This is a genomic window from Pseudarthrobacter sp. C1, from assembly GCF_034720455.1.
Classification (GTDB): domain Bacteria; phylum Actinomycetota; class Actinomycetes; order Actinomycetales; family Micrococcaceae; genus Arthrobacter.
Map to the genome: position 1 here is coordinate 222,829 of NZ_JAYESK010000003.1, position 19,445 is coordinate 242,273.

General features: G+C 66.0%; 14 protein-coding genes. 7 read left to right on the forward strand and 7 right to left on the reverse strand.

Features of this window, described 5'->3' with window-relative positions; genetic code table 11:
- Positions 1-4: 4 nt before the first annotated feature.
- Positions 5-151, reverse strand: a complete 147-nt coding sequence (locus U7114_RS06185) for a hypothetical protein (RefSeq protein ID WP_321214269.1) — start codon at positions 149-151, stop codon at positions 5-7.
- Between the two features lie 495 nt (positions 152-646).
- Here U7114_RS06185 and U7114_RS06190 point away from each other — a divergent pair, with 495 nt between their 5' ends.
- Positions 647-1,021 carry a cupin domain-containing protein gene (locus U7114_RS06190; RefSeq protein ID WP_323056796.1) on the forward strand — a complete coding sequence of 125 codons (375 nt, stop codon included), beginning with the start codon at positions 647-649 and terminating at the stop codon, positions 1,019-1,021.
- A gap of 67 nt (positions 1,022-1,088) precedes the next feature.
- On the opposite strand, the gene U7114_RS06195 is transcribed toward U7114_RS06190, so the two are convergent.
- Entirely contained in the window at positions 1,089-1,697 is a 609-nt protein-coding gene (locus U7114_RS06195; protein WP_323056797.1) for a flavodoxin family protein, read from the reverse strand.
- A gap of 271 nt (positions 1,698-1,968) precedes the next feature.
- Complete coding sequence (gene aceB / locus U7114_RS06200) at positions 1,969-3,585, reverse strand: malate synthase A (protein WP_323057003.1); 1,617 nt, start codon at positions 3,583-3,585, stop codon at positions 1,969-1,971.
- Between the two features lie 228 nt (positions 3,586-3,813).
- Here aceB and U7114_RS06205 point away from each other — a divergent pair, with 228 nt between their 5' ends.
- The 3 genes from U7114_RS06205 (at position 3,814) to U7114_RS06215 (ending at position 7,938) form a co-directional block, all read left to right on the forward strand.
- Positions 3,814-5,637, forward strand: a complete 1,824-nt coding sequence (locus U7114_RS06205) for an L-lactate permease (protein WP_323056798.1) — start codon at positions 3,814-3,816, stop codon at positions 5,635-5,637.
- Between the two features lie 90 nt (positions 5,638-5,727).
- Positions 5,728-7,098: an FAD-binding oxidoreductase gene (locus U7114_RS06210; RefSeq protein ID WP_323056799.1), complete on the forward strand. Its 1,371-nt coding sequence runs from the start codon at positions 5,728-5,730 to the stop codon at positions 7,096-7,098.
- A 114-nt stretch (positions 7,099-7,212) separates the two neighbouring features.
- A complete protein-coding gene (locus U7114_RS06215; RefSeq protein ID WP_323056800.1) occupies positions 7,213-7,938 on the forward strand; it encodes a FadR/GntR family transcriptional regulator in 726 nt (241 codons plus the stop codon).
- A gap of 13 nt (positions 7,939-7,951) precedes the next feature.
- Here U7114_RS06215 and U7114_RS06220 read toward each other — a convergent pair whose 3' ends face one another.
- Positions 7,952-8,647, reverse strand: coding sequence for a GntR family transcriptional regulator (locus U7114_RS06220; protein WP_323056801.1), 696 nt, complete (start codon positions 8,645-8,647; stop codon positions 7,952-7,954).
- A gap of 136 nt (positions 8,648-8,783) precedes the next feature.
- Between U7114_RS06220 and U7114_RS06225 the strand changes: the two genes are divergently transcribed.
- The gene (locus tag U7114_RS06225) at positions 8,784-10,511 is read left to right on the forward strand and encodes an L-lactate permease (protein ID WP_323056802.1); all 1,728 of its coding nucleotides are present in this window, start codon (positions 8,784-8,786) and stop codon (positions 10,509-10,511) included.
- The gene (locus U7114_RS06230) at positions 10,511-13,360 is read left to right on the forward strand and encodes an FAD-binding and (Fe-S)-binding domain-containing protein (protein ID WP_323056803.1); all 2,850 of its coding nucleotides are present in this window, start codon (positions 10,511-10,513) and stop codon (positions 13,358-13,360) included. The genes U7114_RS06225 and U7114_RS06230 overlap by 1 nt, the downstream gene beginning before the upstream one ends.
- A gap of 995 nt (positions 13,361-14,355) precedes the next feature.
- Here the strand turns inward: U7114_RS06230 and U7114_RS06235 are convergent.
- The 3 genes from U7114_RS06235 to U7114_RS06245 form a co-directional block, all read right to left on the reverse strand.
- The gene (locus U7114_RS06235; RefSeq protein WP_323056804.1) at positions 14,356-14,985 is read right to left on the reverse strand and encodes a hypothetical protein; all 630 of its coding nucleotides are present in this window, start codon (positions 14,983-14,985) and stop codon (positions 14,356-14,358) included.
- 63 nt (positions 14,986-15,048) lie between these two features.
- Positions 15,049-15,624 carry an iron transporter gene (locus U7114_RS06240; protein ID WP_323056805.1) on the reverse strand — a complete coding sequence of 192 codons (576 nt, stop codon included), beginning with the start codon at positions 15,622-15,624 and terminating at the stop codon, positions 15,049-15,051.
- A gap of 322 nt (positions 15,625-15,946) precedes the next feature.
- Complete coding sequence (locus tag U7114_RS06245) at positions 15,947-16,966, reverse strand: hypothetical protein (protein WP_323056806.1); 1,020 nt, start codon at positions 16,964-16,966, stop codon at positions 15,947-15,949.
- A 686-nt stretch (positions 16,967-17,652) separates the two neighbouring features.
- Here U7114_RS06245 and U7114_RS06250 point away from each other — a divergent pair.
- On the forward strand, positions 17,653-19,404 hold the full coding sequence (locus tag U7114_RS06250; protein WP_323056807.1) for a putative bifunctional diguanylate cyclase/phosphodiesterase: 1,752 nt from the start codon (positions 17,653-17,655) through the stop codon (positions 19,402-19,404).
- Positions 19,405-19,445: the final 41 nt, after the last annotated feature.

Sequence of the window (19,445 nt, forward strand, 5' to 3'; positions counted from 1 at the left end):
GGCGTCAGGCGTTGCGCTTCAGCCAGCCCCAGACGGCAGTGGCGACGAACAGCACCAGACCGATGACGGCCAGCCACAGCAGGCCTTTGATGACGAAGCCCAGGATGGACAGAACAAGCCAGACAACAAGCAGTGTGATTATTAGTCCCATCCCGGAATCCTAGCCGGAATCACTAGTTGCCGTGGTTGTCCATGGGATGGATGTCTGCATCCCCCGGGGGGGGGGGAAAGAGAGACCCGGCCACTTGGCAACCCGGCGGTCAACTTTCCCGCAGTGCACGCAGTGCCGGCGAAAATTACCGTCCTGGTCCGTATCGGCCAGCCAGTGGTGCCCCAGATTTACCCTGCAAAACAGTGCTTTGAGCATGGCGTTCCGTCCTCAGCGGAGGCCTGGACCTGCGGGAAAATCCGTGTCCGGAGCCGCCTTCATTGTACGTGCGGGGTTCCCCGGCGGCCAGGCAAATTCCTTCGCCGGGGGACCCCGGCGGCAAGTATTGACACTCTGCACTCGTGGGGCGCACGCTGAGAGCGCTGGGTGCCACTGTTGGCGGTGTTGACGCAGCGCGCGTCGGCCGGCCAACGCCCCCCGGAGCGGTCTGGGCGCCCCGGACGAACAGTCCAAGCCCTCCCTGTCTGGAGAATCGAAATGGCCGGAGTAACAATAAACGCCCTTGAGGCAAAGTCCTTTGACGAACCCGATGAAAAGCGCCGCCCGCCGAAGACCCAGGTGGACGTGGTCAACCTGGGCGACGCCACGTTGGGACGCTTCACGTTCGAGCCGGGCTGGCGGTGGTCCGAGACCGTAAAAACCGTGGTCCACACGGACACCTGCCAGGTGAACCACGTGGGGATCTGCACCGCCGGAACGCTCACCGTGGAAATGGAGGACGGGACGCGGACCACGGTAAGCCCCGGCCACGCCTACACCATTCCTGCCGGCCACGATGCCTGGGTGGAGGGGGACGAGGCATTCGTGGGCTACGAAGTCATGAGCGCCGCGATCTTCGCAAAGCCCGCCTGATTCCGGGGCCCTCCGCCCGCTTCGCGGACGGGCTGCCGCCGGCCCGAGGGCACTCCCGGGCCGGCTTCTACCCGGCAGGATACGGCGCCGAGGTGAGGTACCTGGCCAGGTGCGCAGCGTTGCGTGCGGCCCCCGCCGTGGCGGCGGCCACCTTCTCGGGCACGCTGTCCAGGTCCTTGTAATCCACTGTCTGCATGGCCTCGCCCACCCAGTAGGTGGCGCCCTGGGCGGGAGTGGTGAAGCCGACGTCGTTCAGCCCCTGCTGCGTGTCCGCGACCGTCTTGTGGGCTCCGTCCTCGTTGCCCACCACCGCCACGACCGCCACCTTCCCGTACATGACTGGCCTGCCGGCGTCGTCCGTCTCGGCGAGGTCTGCGTCCAGCCGTTCGAGCACCCTCTGGGTGATGCTGCTGGGGTGGCCCATCCAGATGGGGGTGGCCAGGACCAGGATGTCCGCCGCCAGGATCTTCCTGCGGATCCCGGGCCAGGCATCGCCGGCGCCCATGTCCACCTGCACGCCGGGCATCACGTTGTGGTCCACCACCCGCACCGAACTCCCGCTGACCCCGTGTGCTGCAAGCTCGTCCAGCACGTGGCGGGCCATGAGTTCGCTGCTGGAGGGCTCGGGCGAGGGGGTCAGGGAGCAGATTAGGGCGAATGCAGTGAGGTCAGCCATCAGTTTTCCTTGCCGTCGGTGGATCTTTCCTGGTGCCACTCCGTGGTTCGTAGCCGGCGGCGAAAAGGACTGCCAGCCGGTGGTGCTCTCCCGCCTGGTCGGGAGGGGAGGCTGGCGGGACGCCAACCGCGGCAAGGCCATGATCGGGCCCGCGATCAGCGAGGAAGGGCACGAGGTCATCGTCCACGAGGAGCGCTCGTCGTTGAAAAGGAAAACGCACGGGCCGCCCTCCAGCCAAGGGAGGCGGCCCGCGCTTTTTGGTGTAGGTCCTTTACCGCGCAGTTACAACGGATTCGAGCAGGTCGTACGCCGGAGTGGTGAGGAAGTCCGTGTACTCCTCCGAAAGGCAGATCCCGGAAATAATCTGCGATGCGGGCTCGTAATACCGGCTGAACAGGTCTTCACCCACTTCACCGCGGAGTTTTTGGGTTTCCTCGGCCAGCAGGCGCTCCACCAGTTCCCGTGTCACCGTGTTGCCCGTGTCCGCCAGGATGGCTGCGTTCCGGATCTGCTGCCACACCTGTGACCGGGAAATTTCCGCGGTTGCAGCGTCCTCCATCAGGTTATGGATGGCCACCGCCCCGTTGCCGGACAACCAGACGGCCGTGTAGGCAACGGACACGTAGAGGTTGCCCCGCAGGCCGGCCTCGGTGGCCTCGCCCGGCGCCGATTCAATATCGAGCAGCTGCTCTGCGGTGACCTGGACCTCGGGCCTCGTCCGCTGCACCTGGTTGGGGGCGTCTCCGAGGACCCCGTCGAAAACTTCCATGCAGATCGGCACCAGGTCCGGATGCGCAACCCAGGAGCCGTCGAATCCGTCGTTGGCCTCGCGGGTCTTGTCCGCCCGCACCTTCGCGAAGGCCTCCTCGGTGACTTCCGGCTGGCGGCGGTTGGGGATGACGGCTGCCATGCCGCCCATGGCGAAGGCGCCGCGCTGGTGGCAGGTTTTGACCAGGAGTTCGGTGTAGGCCCGCATGAACGGAACCGTCATGGATACAGCCGCGCGGTCCGGAAGCGTGAACTTCGGGCCGGAATCGCGGAAATACTTGATGATGCTGAAAAGGTAGTCCCAGCGGCCGGCGTTGAGGCCGGACGCATGGTCGCGCAGTTCGTACAGGATTTCATCCATTTCAAAGGCCGCGGGGATGGTTTCCACCAGGACGGTGGCCCGGATGGTCCCCTGCGGCAGCCCGAGGGCATCCTGCGCGTAAACGAAGATCTCGTTCCACAGCCGGGCTTCGAGGTGGCTTTCCATCTTGGGCAGGTAGTAGTAGGGGCCGTGGCCGTTGTCGATGAGCTGCCTGGCGTTGTGGAAGAAGTGCAGCCCAAAGTCCACCAGGGCTCCGACGGCGGGCCGTCCGTCGAACTCCAGGTTCCGTTCCTCCATGTGCCACCCGCGGGGACGCATAATGACGACGGCGGTGGGCTCGTCAGTGCGGAGGGCGTAGGTCTTGCCCTCGGGGGACGAGTAGGCCAACGTTCCGCGGGCGGCGTCATAGAGGGAGAGCTGGCCGTCGATGACGTTGAACCACGTGGGGGAGCTGGCATCTTCAAGGTCTGCCAGCCATACTTTTGCGCCCGAATTCAGGGCATTGATTGCCATCTTGGCGGGGGAGGCGGGGCCGGTGATTTCCACCCGGCGGTCCTGGAGGGCGGCAGGGGCCGGAGCCACTGTCCAGTCACCCTGCCGGACGGCGGCTGTCTCGGGGAGGAAGTCCAGGGTTCCTGTCCGGCTGGCTTCCGCGCGGCGGGCATGCCGCGATTCCAGGCGGGCGTCGCGTTCGGCGGCAAAACGGCTGTGGAGCTCAGCGAGGAACTCCAGTGCTTCCGGCGTAAGGATCTCGGAGGCGCGTTCAAAGGGCGGGTTGGTGATCCGGGTCAGGGTCATTGCGGTCCTTTCGATGAGTTTTCGCATTATGGACAATATGTTCTGCCAGACGAAAAAACAATGCCTAAAAGTAAATCGGTCAGACCATTGACTAATGGTCTGACCGATACGTAGTCTCGGATCCACCTGAAGAAAAGCTTCTCTCACATCGTGGAACTTCACTGGAACTTCATCCCCGCTCGTCCGCGTTTCCTCCACCTTCCTGCTCCAAACACAAAGGAGTTTTTTGTGAGCACTTACCAGCAAGTCGTGGACCCTCTCTGGGGTTCCTTGGGCCTGTCAGCCCTCTGTGCGGCGTTGCCGTTGATCCTCCTGTTTGTCCTGTTGGGCGTTTTCCGCGTGAAAGCCGCCAAAGCTGCGCTGGCCAGCCTGCTGCTGTCCATCGTCCTGGCGGCGGTCGTGTGGCAGATGCCGCTGGACCAGGTGTTCAGCGCCACGGCTGCCGGCGCCTTCTATGGTTTCTTTCCCATCCTCTGGATCCTGATTAATGCCCTTTGGGTCTACAAACTCACCGTCGCCACGCCATGGTTTGATGCGCTGGGCCGGACCATCCGTTCCATCTCCAACGACCTGCGGATCCTCTCCATCCTGATCGCCTTCTGCTTCGGTGCACTGCTGGAGTCCCTGGCCGGCTTCGGCGCACCGGTGGCCATCACCGCCGCAATGCTGATGGCGGCGGGCATGAAGCCCTTCAAGTCCGCTGTTGTCTCATTGCTGGCCAACACGGCGCCGGTGGCCTTTGGTGCCATGGCCGCGCCGATCATCGCCCTCAACGGCGTCACCGGCCTGCCGCTGCACGACCTGTCCTCGATGGCCGGCCGCCAGACGCCCTTCATCGCCCTGATCGTGCCCCTGCTTCTCGTCTTCATCGTGGACGGCAAGCGCGGCCTGAAACAGACCTGGCCCGTTGCCCTGGTGGCCGGCGCCGTGTTTGGAATCTTCCAGTTCATCACCTCGAACTTCTTCGCCGTTGAACTCACGGACGTTGTGGCGGCCGTAGCCACGGTGGCGGCCGTGCTGCTGATGCTCCGTGTGTGGCAGCCCCGCGAGATCATCGAGATGTCCGGGCAGGTCAGCGGTTCGGAGCCGGACGAGGAAGAGCTCGCCTCGGGCCCCGTCACGGACGGCCGCAACGGCACGGACGGGGCCAGCGGAACGCACAGGCCCAGCGGAACCTATGGCTCCCAGGGTTCGCCCGCCCGCCCCTCCTCGGGAAGGGTTCCGGCCTCCGCCTCGGTGACCGAGGCCGTCTCCGCCGCAGCAACCACCCGGGTCATGGCGCCCGCCGGCAGCACGGCACAGCGGCCCGGGCAGCGGGAAATCTGGATGGCCGTCGCCCCGTACCTGATCATCATGGCCATCTTCTCAATCGCCCAGATCCCGGCGGTGAAGAGCTGGCTGAGCGTGGCCGGAAGCGTGAGCTTTGCCTGGCCGGGCCTGGATGTTGTGGACGCAGACGGAAAGCACGTCGCGGCGCAGAAGTTCAAGTTCGACCACCTCAAGGCCACCGGCACGCTCCTGCTGATTTCGGGCGTGATCACCATGGCCCTGTACCGCATCCCGGCAGCCGCCGGCTTCCGCATCTACGGGGAAACCCTCAAGCAGCTGCGGTGGACCATCGTGACCGTCATGTCCGTCCTGGGCCTGTCCTTCGTCATGAACCTGTCCGGGCAGACCACCTCCCTGGGCCTGGCACTCGCCTCGGCCGGCGGATTCTTCGCTGTCCTCTCACCGGTGATCGGCTGGCTCGGCGTCGCCCTGACCGGCTCCGACACCTCGTCCAACTCCCTCTTCGGCCAGCTCCAGGTTTCCGCAGCCGAACAGACCGGACTGCCTCCGGTCCTTATGGCGGCGGCCAACTCCTCCGCCGGCGTCATGGGCAAGATGCTGTCCCTGCAGAACCTGGCAGTAGCAGCGGCCGCGGTGGGCCTGGAGGGATCCGAAGGCACACTCTTCAGGAAGCTCCTGGGCTGGAGCCTTGGGCTCCTGGCCGTGATGATCCTCCTGGTCCTGCTGCAGTCGACGCCGGTACTTGGCTGGATGGTTCCCTAAACACCCCGCCGCCCCTACAAATGAAACAGGGCCGGGGGAGTGCGTCCGCCCCCGGCCCCATGCCCCACAGAAACAAAGAGGTTTCCTTCCATGAGTACATCGGCAGTTGCAACAGCATCAGCGGCGCTTCTCACCGCAAGCGCACATGCTTCCACGGACCTGGACGAACGTGTCCGGGTGAGCACGGACCGCTCCGGCTACGTTCCTCCCAGCCTCCCTGACGGCGTCGTCTACGCCACCAGCACGGAGGAGGTGGTGGCCACCATGAAACTGGCGGCGGCCCACAACGTGCCGGTTGTTCCCCGCGGGGCCGGGACGGGCCTGGCCGCAGGAGCGTCAGCCCGGGCAGGTGAAGTGGTCCTTGACATGGCCCGCATGAACCGGATCCTCCACATCGACCCGGTGGAGCAGCTGGCGGTGGTAGAACCCGGCGTCATCAACGCGGAGGTGAACGCCGCCGCCGGGGAGCACGGACTCTTCTACGCCCCGGATCCGGCCAGCACGGCCATCTGTTCAATCGGCGGCAACATCGCCACCAACGCCGGCGGCATGTGGTGCGCAAAATACGGCGTCACCCGGGAATCCGTCCTGGCGCTGCGTGTTGTACTGCCCGATGGCCGGGTGCTGCGCACGGGAAGGAACACCATCAAGGGCGTGACCGGGTACGACCTGAACGCCCTGATGATCGGTTCCGAAGGAACACTGGGCGTGGTGGTGGAGGCCACCCTGCGCCTGCGGCCGCGGCCGGTCCAGACCGCCACCGTTGCCGCCTATTTCCCGGATGTGGATGCCGCCGCCCTGGCTGCCTCTGCCATCATCGCCGCGCGCCTGCAGCCCTCGGTGCTGGAACTCATGGACGGCCCCACCCTGGAAGCTGTTGATGCGGCGCACGGCACCAGCCACCGGTCCAAGGGCGGCGCTTTCCTCCTGGCGCAGACCGACGGCTACGGCGCCTTCCTCGAACAGGATGTCCTCCTCCAGGCCATCCAGCCGTTCGCCAGCTACATCGAGAAGGCGGAGGACGCGGCAGCTGCGGAGGCGCTCGTGGCCACCCGGCGGGAAGCGATCCCGTCGCTTGAGAAGCTCGGCCGGGTCTCCATCTGCGACATCGGCGTGCCGCGGAACAGGCTGGCGGCAGTCTTCGCCGGCCTGGAAGACATTTCCCGGAAGACCGGCGTCCGGATCTTCAACGTGGCGCACGCAGCAGACGGCAACCTCCACCCGATGATCGTCGTTGAACCGGACGAATCCATCACCGATGGACCCGCCAAAAAAGCCCTCGGTGACATGTTCTACCTGGCACAGCGCCTGGGCGGCACGCTCACGGGCGAGCACGGCGTCGGCCTGCTCAAGCGCGACTGGCTCGAGGACGAGCTGGGCGGAACCTCGCTCGAACTCCAGCGCGCCATCCGCAATGTCTTCGACCCCCAGGGAATCCTCAACCCCGGCAAGGCGATCTAGCAGTCCGGCGGCCGGGGAGGAAAGGGGTGGCGGCGCCGGTTCCGTTACCCCTTTCCGCCGTCCGCGCGGCGGCGGGAACGCAGTGATGTTGGTGCCGTAGGGCAGGATGGGAGCATGGCGGAATCAGCAGCGGAATCTTCAACGAAGCGGACCTACGATGTCCTGTTGGACGACGTCGAAGCGGGCCTCCGCTCCGGGCGCTTCAAGGCAGGGGACCAGCTTCCCGGAGAACGCATCCTGGCGGAAACCTACGGCATCTCGCGTGCCTCCGTCCGCGAGGCCATGCGCCTCCTTGACGCCATGGGGATCCTCCGCAGCTCGAACAAGTCCGGCCCCAAATCCGGCGCCGTCATTGTCTCAGAGCCATCGGCGGGACTGTCCTCCACCCTCCGCCTGCACGTCGCCAGCAGCCGGCTTCCGGTGGCAGACATCGTCGAGGCCCGCATCCTCCTGGAAACCTGGGCGGCCCGGACCGCGGCCGAAAAGGACAACCCTGAGGGTATCGAACGGGCCAGGGAACTGCTCCTGGCGATGGATGCCCCGGACATCGATCCGGAAACATTCCACGCCCTGGACGCGCAGTTCCACCTGGCCCTCAGTGCCCTGGCAGGCAACGCGGTGATTGAAACCATCATGGATTCCCTCAGCGGCTCCATCCGCGGCTATATCAAGGACGCCCTTGCGGCCCTGGGCCAGTGGCCGGTGGTCCTCGCTGAGCTGAGGGCGCACCACCACGCAATCTTCAATGCCGTGGAAGCGCGGAACGCGGACCTTGCCGCGGACCTGCTCCGCCGCCACGTTGGCTGGCTCCACGAGCAGACGGCCAGGGCCCGCTCCTGAGCATGCCCGGCGCCTAGCCGGCAGCAGCGTCCGACGGCGGCAGGTCGGCTTCCGGCCCCGGCGTGCCTCCCATGGCGGCCACGAGACGTTCGCGGGCGCGGCCAAGGTGGACGTCCAGCAGCTGCGCGGCTTCGTCCCCGCGGCCGGCCTCGATCAGTTCCAGGAGCTTCTGGTGCTCGGCCTGGATCAGGGCGGTATCCAGGAGGTGCAGTGACTGCACGCGGGACATGCACAGCCGGACTTCGCCCACCAGCGACAGGTACATCCGGCTGATGCGTTGGTTGCCCACCGCGTCAATCAGGCTTGTGTGGAACCGCATGTCCGGTTCCACAACGTCAAGCGGGGCGCCGGTCTTCAACGCCGCAATATCGTTGTTCGCCTGCACCGCACCCGCCGGCACCGTCCGGCCGGACGCCAGCCGCCGGAGCACTTCGCTTTCCAGATATGCCCTGGCTAGGTAGATGTCGCGGACGGATTCCGGCCCGAGGTCCACCACCCGCGCCGTCTTGTGGGCGCCGCGGTCCAGCAGCCCCTCGGCGACGAGCTTCTCGATCGAGGCCTTGGCGGTGGGGCGGGCCACCTCGTAGGAAGACGCCACGTCCGTCTCGGTGAGCGCCACGCCCGAGCCGAGTTCGCCGGAGAAGACGCGGCTCCGCAAATCCGCGGCGATCGCATCCACGATCGAGACTGCTGCAACACGTCCGGCCACTGGCGTTCCTCCCAAAACTGTCCCCGGTTCCCTATTTTGCCAGACAAGTCAGCATCTTAACTTGACCGTCATGTGTACTTGTTAGACAATTTGAAGGCGCCACGGAGTTGTGACGCCTAACACAATCTGGAGACACATGTTTCAGCAGATCCTCGACCCCATCGCCGGGTCCCTACTGATTTCAGCCCTCTGTGCGGCTCTTCCGCTCATCCTGCTCTTCGTCCTTCTGGGCGTCTTCAAGGTCAAGGCCCCCATAGCGGCCTTGGCCAGCCTGGCGCTTTCCCTCGTGCTGGCCGTCGTCGGCTGGCGGATGCCCGCCGGCCAGGCCCTGGCAGCCACCGCTGCCGGAATGTTCTACGGCCTGTTCCCCATCCTGTGGATCCTGGTCAACGCGCTGTGGATCTACCGGCTCACCGTGGCCACGCCGTGGTTTGAAGTGCTGGGCCGGACCATCCGGTCCATTTCCAACGACCTGCGGATCCTCTCGATCCTGATCGCCTTCTGCTTCGGCGCGCTGCTTGAGTCCCTCGCGGGCTTCGGCGCCCCCGTGGCCATCTCGGCGGCAATGCTGATGGCCGCCGGCATGAAGCCGCTGAAGTCGGCCGTGGTCTCGCTGCTGGCCAACACCGCACCGGTGGCGTTCGGTGCCATGGCCGCGCCGATCATCGCCCTGAACGGCGTCACCGGCCTGCCGCTGCACGACCTGTCCTCGATGGCCGGCCGCCAGACGCCCTTCATCGCCCTGATCGTGCCCCTGCTGCTCGTCTTCATCGTGGACGGCAAGCGCGGCCTGAAGCAGACCTGGCCCGTTGCCCTGGTGGCCGGCGCCGCCTTCGGTGCCGCGCAGTTCGTCACCTCCAACTACCTCGCCGTCGAACTGACGGACGTGGTGGCCGCCGTCGTCACCGTGGCCGCCGTCCTGCTGATGCTGAAGGTCTGGCAGCCGGCAGAAAACGTTGGCATCGGAGGTTCCGTGGAGGCTGCTCCGGAAGCAGCGCATGCTGGGGCCGGCGCCCGCGCGGGTGCACGCTCCGCCGGGTCAGCAAGCGGACCAGCTGCCCCGGCCGCAGGAACCGCCGCCGCAGCCGGCGTCGGCATTCCCACTGACAACTCCCGGCCCGGGCCGCGCCAGATCTGGATGGCGATCGCCCCCTACCTGATCATCATCGCGGTCTTCTCGGTGGCCCAGATTCCCGCGGTCAAGGCATGGCTCGGCCAGGTTGGCAGCGTGACGTTTGCCTGGCCCGGCCTGGACATCACCGATTCCGCCGGCAAGCCTGTGGCGGCCACAAAGTTCAAGCTGGACCACCTCAAGGCCACCGGCACCCTGCTCCTGCTCTCCGGCATCATCACCATGGCGCTCTACAAGATCACCGCATCGCAGGGCCTGCGCATCTACCGGGACACCCTGGTGCAGCTCCGCTGGACCATCGTCACCGTGACGGCCGTCCTGGGACTGTCCTTCGTCATGAACCTGTCCGGCCAGACCACCACGCTGGGCTTCGCCCTCGCCTCGGCCGGCGGCTTCTTCGCCCTGCTCTCGCCGCTGATCGGCTGGATCGGTGTTGCCCTGACCGGCTCGGACACGTCCTCCAACTCGCTGTTCGGGCAGATGCAGGCCACCGCCGCCCAGCAGACCGGACTGTCGCCGGTGCTGATGGCAGCTTCCAACTCCTCCGCCGGCGTGATGGGCAAGATGCTGTCGCTGCAGAACCTGGCTGTCGCCTCGGCGGCGGTGGGCCTTGACGGCGCCGAGGGGACCCTCTTCCGCAAGCTCGTCGGCTGGAGCCTGGGCCTCCTGGCCCTCATCACCGTGCTGATCTTCCTGCAGTCCACCCCCGTCCTGGGCTGGATGGTTCCCTGATGGTGTCCCTGGACCTCGCCGGCCTCCGCGCGGCAGTCAACGATCCCGCCCAGGTCAAGACCCGGGCCATCGACCTCCATGCCAATGCCCATGATGCCTCGCACTTCCTGCTCATCCCGCAGGCCGTGGTGACGGCCGGCAGCGCGGCGGACGTGGGTGGGCTCCTGCGCGCGAGCGCTGAGCAGGGCGTCCCGCTGACCTTCCGCTCGGGCGGCACCAGCCTCAGCGGCCAGGCGGTCACCGACGGCGTGCTGGTGGACGTGCGGCGCAACTTCAGGGACGTTGAAGTGCTCGACGGCGGCGCGCGGGTCCGCGTGCAGCCGGGCGTCACCGTGCGGGCGCTGAACGCACGGCTGGCACCGTACGGGCGCAAGTTCGGCCCGGATCCGGCCAGCGAGGCGGCCTGCACGGTGGGCGGGGTGGTGGCCAACAACTCGTCCGGGATGAACTGCGGCACCGTGGACAACGCCTACCGGACGCTGGAGTCCCTGACGGTGGTGCTGCCCTCGGGTACGGTCATCGACACCGGGGCGCCGGACGCGGACCAGAAGCTGCGGACGCTGGAGCCGGAACTGTACGAAGGCCTGGGGCAGCTGGCCGCCCGGGTGCGCGGCAACAGCGAGTCCGTGCGCCGGATCCGGCAGCAGTTTTCCATGAAGAACACCATGGGCTACGGCCTGAACTCGCTGCTGGACCACAGCACCCCGGTGGACATCATGGCCCACCTGATCGTGGGTAGCGAAGGCACGCTGGGCTTCGTGGCGGAGGCGGTGTTCCGCACTATCCCGCGGCTGCAGCACGCTGCCACGGGGCTGCTGGTCTTCCCGGACCTGCAGGCCGCGAACGCGGCGCTGCCGGAACTGGTGGGGACCGGCGCGGCCACGGTGGAACTCATGGACGCCCTGTCCCTGAAGGTGGGCCAGGCACTGAAGGGGACTCCCGCCGTCGTACGCGACCTGGTGGTGCGGGACCACGCCGCGCTGCTGGTTGAATACTCGGCCGAAGGGCCGGACGAACTGGCCGCCCTGCGGCTGGGCGGCGAGGGCATCCTGGCGGGGCTGAACCTCTCGGCCGAGGCCCGGTTCACCGGTGACGCCGCGGCGCGGGCCGGGCTCTGGCACCTCCGCAAGGGCCTGTACGCCTCGGTGGCCGGCGCCCGCCCGCAGGGGACCACGGCCCTCCTGGAGGACATTGTGGTGCCCGTGCCGGCGCTGGGCCGGACGTGCCGGGAACTGATCGGGCTGTTCGACAAGTACAGCTACAGCAACAGCGTGATCTTCGGCCACGCGAAGGACGGCAACGTCCACTTCATGCTCACGGACGGGTTCGCCACGGCCGAGGAGCTGGACAGGTACAGCTCGTTCACGGAGGACATGGTGGACCTGGTCCTGGGCGAGGGCGGCTCCCTCAAGGCCGAGCACGGCACCGGCCGGGTGATGGCGCCCTACGTGCGGCGGCAGTACGGGGACGAACTGTACGGCGTGATGCGCAGGATCAAGCAGCTGTTCGATCCTGCCGGGATGCTGAACCCGGGCGTCCTCATGGACGACGATCCGCAGGCGCACCTGCGCCACATCAAGACGGCGCCGCCGGTGGCGGAAGAGGTGGACCGCTGCGTCTCCTGCGGCTACTGCGAGCCGGTGTGCCCCAGCAAGGACCTGACGCTGACGCCGCGGCAGCGGATCGTCACCCTGCGCGCCATCGAATCCGCGCGCCTGGCCGGGGACACGGCGCTGGTGAAGCAGCTGGAAAAGGACTACGACTACGAGTCCGTGCAGACCTGCGCGGTGGACGGCATGTGCCAGACCGCCTGTCCCGTGGACATCAACACCGGCCTGCTGGTCAAGCGGATCAGGCGTTCGGATGCCGGGCCCGTGGCGAACGGCGCCTGGAACGCCGCCGCGAAGCACTGGGAAGGCGTCACCCGCGGCGCCTCGCTGGCCCTGACCGTGGTGGACAAGCTGCCCGCTGCGGCCTTGGCCGCGCCCAACAAGGCCGCCCGGGCGGTCCTTGGGACGGACACGGTGCCGCTGCACTCGCCGGAGCTGCCGGGCGGCGGTTCCGTGCGGAAGCGTCCGACGCCGGACGGGGCGCCGGACGCCGTCTACTTCCCCGCGTGCGTGGGGACGATGTTCGGGCCGGCGGGCCAGGCCGGCCCAGGCCAGGCAGGTTCTGCCGGCGCGTCTGCGGGCCGCGGCGTCCAGTACAGCTTCGAGCAGCTGTGCGGGCGCGCGGGCATCACCCTGCTGGTGCCGGCGGGCATTGACGGGCTCTGCTGCGGCACCCCTTGGTCCTCCAAGGGCATGGTGGCCGGCCAGGCGACCATGCAGGAGAAAACCATCGCCGCGCTCCGGGAGGCCACCCGGGACGGCGAACTTGCCATCGTCTGCGATGCGTCCTCCTGCACCGAGGGCTTGCGCCAGGCCGTGGAGTCGGACGTTCCGCTGGCGGGCCAGCGGCCGCTGCGGATCGTGGACGCCGTGGACTTCGCCGCCGAGCACATCCTGCCCAAGCTGCCGGAGCACGCAAAGCTCGAGTCGCTGGCCCTGCACCCCACCTGCTCCTCCACGCGCATGGGGATCAACGGCTCCCTGGATGCGGTGGCGGCTGCGGTGGCGGAGAAGGTGGATGTTCCGGTGAACTGGGGCTGCTGCGCGTTCGCGGGGGACCGGGGCATGCTCCACCCCGAGCTCACGGCGTCCGCCACCCGGAAGCAGGGGGAGGAAGTCGCGGAAATGGGGGCGGCGGCCCATGCCTCCTGCAACCGGACCTGCGAACTGGGCATGACCCGGGCAACCGGCGAACAGTACCGGCATGTGCTGGAGCTGCTGGAAGAGGTCACCCGGTAACCCCCATCCACCCCCGCCCGGGACGCTCTCTCACTTGACGTGTGTTTTTGGCCGACCCTCTCTCACTTGACGTGTGTTTTCGGCCAACGCTCTATCAGTCGCCGTGCTGGAGGTGAAAGAGCGTTCGGGAAAAAGCCGCAGTAAGTGATCGAGCGTTTGGCGGCCTGCCGTACCTTCCTGCCCAGTTGCATTCGGGGAGACACCCTCCAAAAGCGGGACACGCCGTCGTTCGCGGCGCGTTGCACGGGGGCGGGGAGGGCGCCCGGGCAGGAACGCACGACGACGGCGCGCGGCTGCCGCGTCAGCCGGGCGGAGCGGTGACGTTTCACGCAGGGCTGCCGACTTGGTATTCTCTGAGAGGTCATGCAGCGGCCTCTCAGTGTTTCCCGGGGGTCCCGACTGTGACCGCGCCGCCGTCCGCATGGCCACGACTGCCCTCCACCCCCCGCCAATAGGCACCTCGCCATCGTGCGCAGGTACGCCGGCGCCATGGGATCCACTGTGCAGAAAACATCGTTTTCGCGCCCCTGCAGGGACCCGCGGACCGGCGGGGATATGGCCTCGGAATCCTATTGGGGGTTGGGCCATATCCTTCGCCCCGCCGTACGGGTTTGGCATTTGATTTGAATAAACCCCGGACCTATGCTTTTTCCAGGCGCCCCGATGTATCCCCCAATAACATCGGGGCGCTTCCATGTCCGCAGGAATACCGGCGTCAGCTGGCTCATTCGCCAAGCTGCAGAGTGGACTGTAACTCCCGCAACGCGTCCCAGGACCTGAGGGCTGCACTCGGGGGCTTGCTACGAAGTATGGATGAAGCCGCGTGGGCGCGTTCCTGCCCAGTTGCTGTCGGGCGAGGGCGGTCCAGAGGTGCGGCACGCCGTCGTCCTCGGCGCGCCGCACCCGTGCCAGGGTAGGTAACCGGGCAGGAACGCACGACGGCGGGTGCGCGCCGGTGCGGGGAAGTACCGGATTGGCCGGATTGATAGAGCAGGTCAGGCGCCGGTCCAGCGACGCAGCGTGCTGTTGATGAGGCCGATGAGCACTGCAGTCCACCAGCAGGTCTGGGAAACGGTCAGTGCGATCAGGAGCCGAAGACGCAGCCTCTTTGTCAGCTCGCTGAAGCGTGTGCTCGGCGGGAGCTCGAGCAGCCGGTGCATGGCCGGTGCGATGCTGAGGCCGTTCAGCATCAGCACTAGGACGGCCACGAGTTTGACCACTGTGACCGTGTTGGTCAGGTCAGGGCTGATCAGGGCGCCTGAAACCAGCAGCAGGGCGAGGCCGCCCCAAATGAGCGGCTTTGCGGCGGCCTCAAGCTTCCCCGACTCGTGCATTTCCATCTTGCCAAGCAGCCACAGCAGTCCCAGCCAGTCGACCACCAGGATGGTGCCGAACGACAGCACCAGGGCGAGGATGTGAACGGCAAGCCCGATCCGGTGGAGTTCCGGCCCGCAGTCCACGTAATGCCCCACCAGCACCGAAGCCAGCCATCCGGCCGTGCACAGCGCTCCGAGGAGGACCAGCCGCTGCCTGTGGCGGCGTGACAACGGTGCCGGCGGGCGCGCCGATCCTGTTTCCGGCGCGCCCGCCTCCGGCGTGCCCGGCCGGAGCGCCACGCCTGTCATCGCGGAACCCGGCTTCGCCGCCCGCCAAAGCGCCGCGAACGGGTGGAAAGTGACATGTGGAACCTAGCTCAGCTCGACGTCTTTGAACTCCACGGTGGTGCCCTCCACCAGGGGCGGCGTGTCGGACTCTTCGCCGTGGCGGTTGAACGCGGGGACGCCGAGGGTGGCGCGCACTGTATAGGTCCCCGCTTCCGGCACGGTGAAGTTGTTGGCGTAGTGATAGAAGGTGGAGTAGTAGAAATTCAGTTCCATCGACTGGACCACCTTGTCCTGGGCGTTTACCACCTCCAGCGTGATCGGCACGTTGGGGACGATCCTGCCGGTCGAGGCCTCGACAGGGATGATCTCGATGTGGTGGGTCTCGCCGGCTTCCGGCGCACGGAAATGCGTACCGTGCTCGTCAAACCACGGCTCGGCCGCCTCGGTGATCAGGTTGACGGTCCATTCCCCGGACTCGACGGTCTTGCCCTTTTCGGCAAGCTCATCGGCCAGTACCTGGTACTGCTCCTGAACGCCGGCGGGAACCGTGAACGCATCTTCCTTTGCGGCTTGGGTGTTGGCGGCGGCTTGGGTGCCGCAACCGGTCAGGGCGAGGAGGGCAAGGGGGGTGACCACTGCGGCCAGGGCATGACGAAGCAACGTAAGTCCTTTGGTTGGGGAGTGCGGACGCTAATAAGCCCCGCATGGGGAGGGTAGGCAAGGGCAGCGGGCCTTGCCGCGTGCGCCAAGGTTAGCCTTACCTAATTAGGAAGATTACCCGTCCCGGTGAATTATGCAAACTTTCCATGCGCTAATTCGGCTAAGTGTTACGGCGGGGTGCAGGAGCGTTGGGCGAAAGGCCGCATCAAGTGAGAGAGCGTTGCTTCCGCAGATAGCGGGCCTTGCCTCTACTCGCCCGGCAAGGCCCGCTACTCCAGCACCTTCAGCTATCCGTCACTAACCTGGGCGGACATGGGTGCCGTCAGTTGGCCACCGTGAAGGGAATCACCGTCACGCCGGAGTTGGTTGAACCCAGCGTGTTGTCGCGGCACGATGTGCGCAGGTGCAGCTTGTGCACGCCGTTGGCCAGGGTCCGGGTGTCAATGGACAGGGGAGCGGCCCCAAAAGGTTCGGGCCCGTAGGGGCCGGCGGCGTCCCGCAGCACGGTTCCGGGGCGTGCCGGCGACGCATGGAAGTCCGGGTCGATCGCAATGAATGAGCGGGTGGCCGGGAGCGAGCCGTCAGGATGGGTGGTGAGCCCCACTACTGGCGTCCAGATGCCTGAAACCGGGCCGTCGGGAAGGGGAGCGCTGCGGACCGAAGCCTCGCAGTACTCGGCGTGCGTGTACCAGCCCTTGCCGCGCAGGAAGGCGTACCTCGAGACGTTCGACGGGGACTTTCCGTTTTGGATGCCCACCTGCCAGTTGAAGCTGGCGACCATTTGCTTGCTGTCCGGCTCCGGGACAAACGCGCGGAAGCGGACTTCCTGCAGGCCGGAATGGTTGAACGAAGAGATCGGCTGCGAGAACGTCAGCCACCGCTCACAGGTGCCGGAGCACACAAAATCGCCTTTGCCGTTGCTTGCAGGCCCCGGGCAGCTGAAGTTTGCTGCAGTGGCCCGCAGGTAGCATTTTTGGACGGTTGTTTCATTGTCTGAGGTTTTGAACACCATGGAGACGTAGTTCGCCTTGCCGGGGTTGTCGTGGAGAACCACCCTCACTTTGATGGTGAGGTTGCCCGAACTGATCGTTTCGCGCTCAGGTATGCACGCCCCCAGGTGCAGGTGGCCGGAGTTGGTGGTGGTGTTGTTTGCTTGATCCGCTTCCGGCACCCACCATGCCTGGGTGTCCACGAACTGCCGCGTTTCGGCGTAGCTCGTCCCGTCGGCTGCAGGTGCGCCTATGCAGGGCCCCGGTGCGGCCTGGGCCGTACCGGGAACCAGCGCTGGCATGCCAAGGCAGGCCAGCGCAACAGCACTCATCAATACCAGGAACCGTCTCATGATCATCCGTTCTTAGAAGTCGGCATCCGACGTCCGTGCAAACACCGGTTTCATGGAGGCCCGGCGTCGAGCGATGCAGGAAAACTGTGTGCGGGCTGGGAGCAGTCGGCGGCGCCCAAACGCCGACGTGAGGAGACCTTAGGCTGTCATTAGGCCCGGTAGGGCGTGGCCAGTATATGTGCGCGGTGTAGGCCGGGCGGGACATTTCGTAGACATTACAGACCGTGGCCGCGCACCTTTTGCGGGAGGTGATGGGGTGCTGGCGTCGGGAGCCGACGCTGTTCGCTACTACCCGCGAGTAGGTTACCTTTGACAGCAACTGTTGGTGGGTAATGGGAGGGTACGTGGACGGTCATGCAGCGGCTGTTCGCCCGGCTTTTTCGGCTCGAAGGATTTTCGAGCTGGCCAGGTGCGCAATTCTTGTTCTGGAACGCAAAAGCGGTGTTATTGTCTCGGCCAATCCTTTCGCGGGGGCGTTGTTCGGGCGTAGTTCCGGAAGCCTTGAGGGAATACCCATAACGTCGTTGCTTCCGGAGTGGCACACCCGGATAACGGCTGATGTGTGCCCGGCGGCTGGTCCCGCCGGGGACGCCGGAGTATTCCATACGCGGGGACAGTGGGTAGGGGGCCACAGCTTTTCTGTGGAAGTCGGTTTTGCCGGGGCGGGGCAGGAACCCTTTGTTGTTTTGACCATCCGCGAACTGCGGGAGAACGAGGGCGGAACGGCCGACCTGCAGAACCTGGTTTCCCTTCTAAATGCGACGTTGGAGTCCACCGCTGACGGGTTGCTGGTGGTTGGGCTGGATGGCCGCATTACCGGCATCAACGCCAATTTCGCTTCCATGTGGAGGATCCCGCGTACCATTCTGGCTACCCATGACGACCAAGCAGTCATCGGCATGGTCGTTGACCAACTGCAGGAGCCGGAGGCGTTCCTGGCAAAGGTGCGTGAGCTGTACGACCGCCCGCAGGCCGAAAGTCTGGACATCCTGGAGTTCAAAGACGGCAGGGTGTTCGAGCGGTTTTCGCGTCCGCAGATGATCGCGGACCGGATCGTTGGGCGCGTCTGGAGTTTCCGGGACATCACCGCCCGGCGCCAGGCCGAAATCAAAGCCGACCGGGCCTTGGAAGATCTTGCCATCAGGGCCGATGAACTGAGGAAGCTCGCGTTCACGGATGCTTTGACGGGACTCGGCAACCGGGCACTCTTCAACGACGAACTGAGGAAGGCCACTGCGGCCGGCACCCCGGAATTATCGCTGCTGCTGCTGGACCTGGACGACTTCAAGGAAATCAATGATGTTCACGGTCACCAGTGCGGGGACGGGATGCTCATCGAGCTGGCGCGGCGCATCCGCGGCGTGGTTCGCAGGGAGGACATTGTTGCCAGGATTGGCGGTGATGAGTTTGTGGTGCTCCTCCCTGGCGGGAGTGACGCGGAAGCGGTCGCGGGAAGGCTTGTTGATTTGGCCCAGCGTCCCATCGACGTGGGCGGGGTCCAACTTGCCGTCAGCCTGAGCGTCGGAATTGCGGGATGGGGTTCAGATTGTTCCGGTCAGGATGGTGGAGAGGACCTTCTGAGGCGGGCGGACATCGCCATGTATGCTGCAAAGTCTGCAGGCAAGAACCGGTTCGTCCGCTTCGACCCCGGGATGATGAGCAAACTCGTCGAACGTGCGGCACTGCAGGACAATCTCCGGAAGGCAATTGCCGGCGACGCGATCGTGCCCTTCTACCAAATTGTGGTCGCGCGGACCGGGGAGGTCTGCCAAGTGGAGGCGCTGGCCCGCTGGCAGCATGAGGGGGGCATACGGCTGCCGTCTGACTTCATACCCCATGCAGAAGCGACCGGCCTGATCCGGGACCTGGGGACCATGATGCTGACCAAGGTTTCCGCGGACATGGCCGCCTGGCTTGGCGCTGACGCCGAGCGCAGCATCGCCGTCAACGTCTCCGGGCTGGAGCTCCGCGATGTGGACTACGCGGAATCGGTGTTGGAAATTCTGCGGACCGGCGGGATCAATCCCGGGCAAATCGTCCTTGAGGTCACGGAGAGCGTCTTCCTGGAAGAGGAGTGCGGGGCCATTGCCCAATTGGCGGAACTGCGCCGGCATGGCGTGAGGATTGCCGTTGACGATTTCGGCACCGGTTACTCATCTTTCGGACGCCTGCAGGAATTGCCCGTGGACGGGGTCAAACTCGATAAATCGTTTACGCACCGCATTGCCGGGGCGGACTACCACTCACCAATCATCATCTCGATGGTGGACATGGCCCACAACCTCGGCATGACGGTAACCGCCGAAGGAATTGAAACCCGGGAGCAGGCTGATTACCTGAACAGCATCGGCTGCGACCACCAGCAGGGGTATCTCTACGGCCGGCCCCAGCCGGCCGGCAACCTCCACGCAGCCACCCCGGACGCGTTGGAACCCTAATCACTGATCCACGCGAAGCTGCCGGCGCACCGCATGCCCGG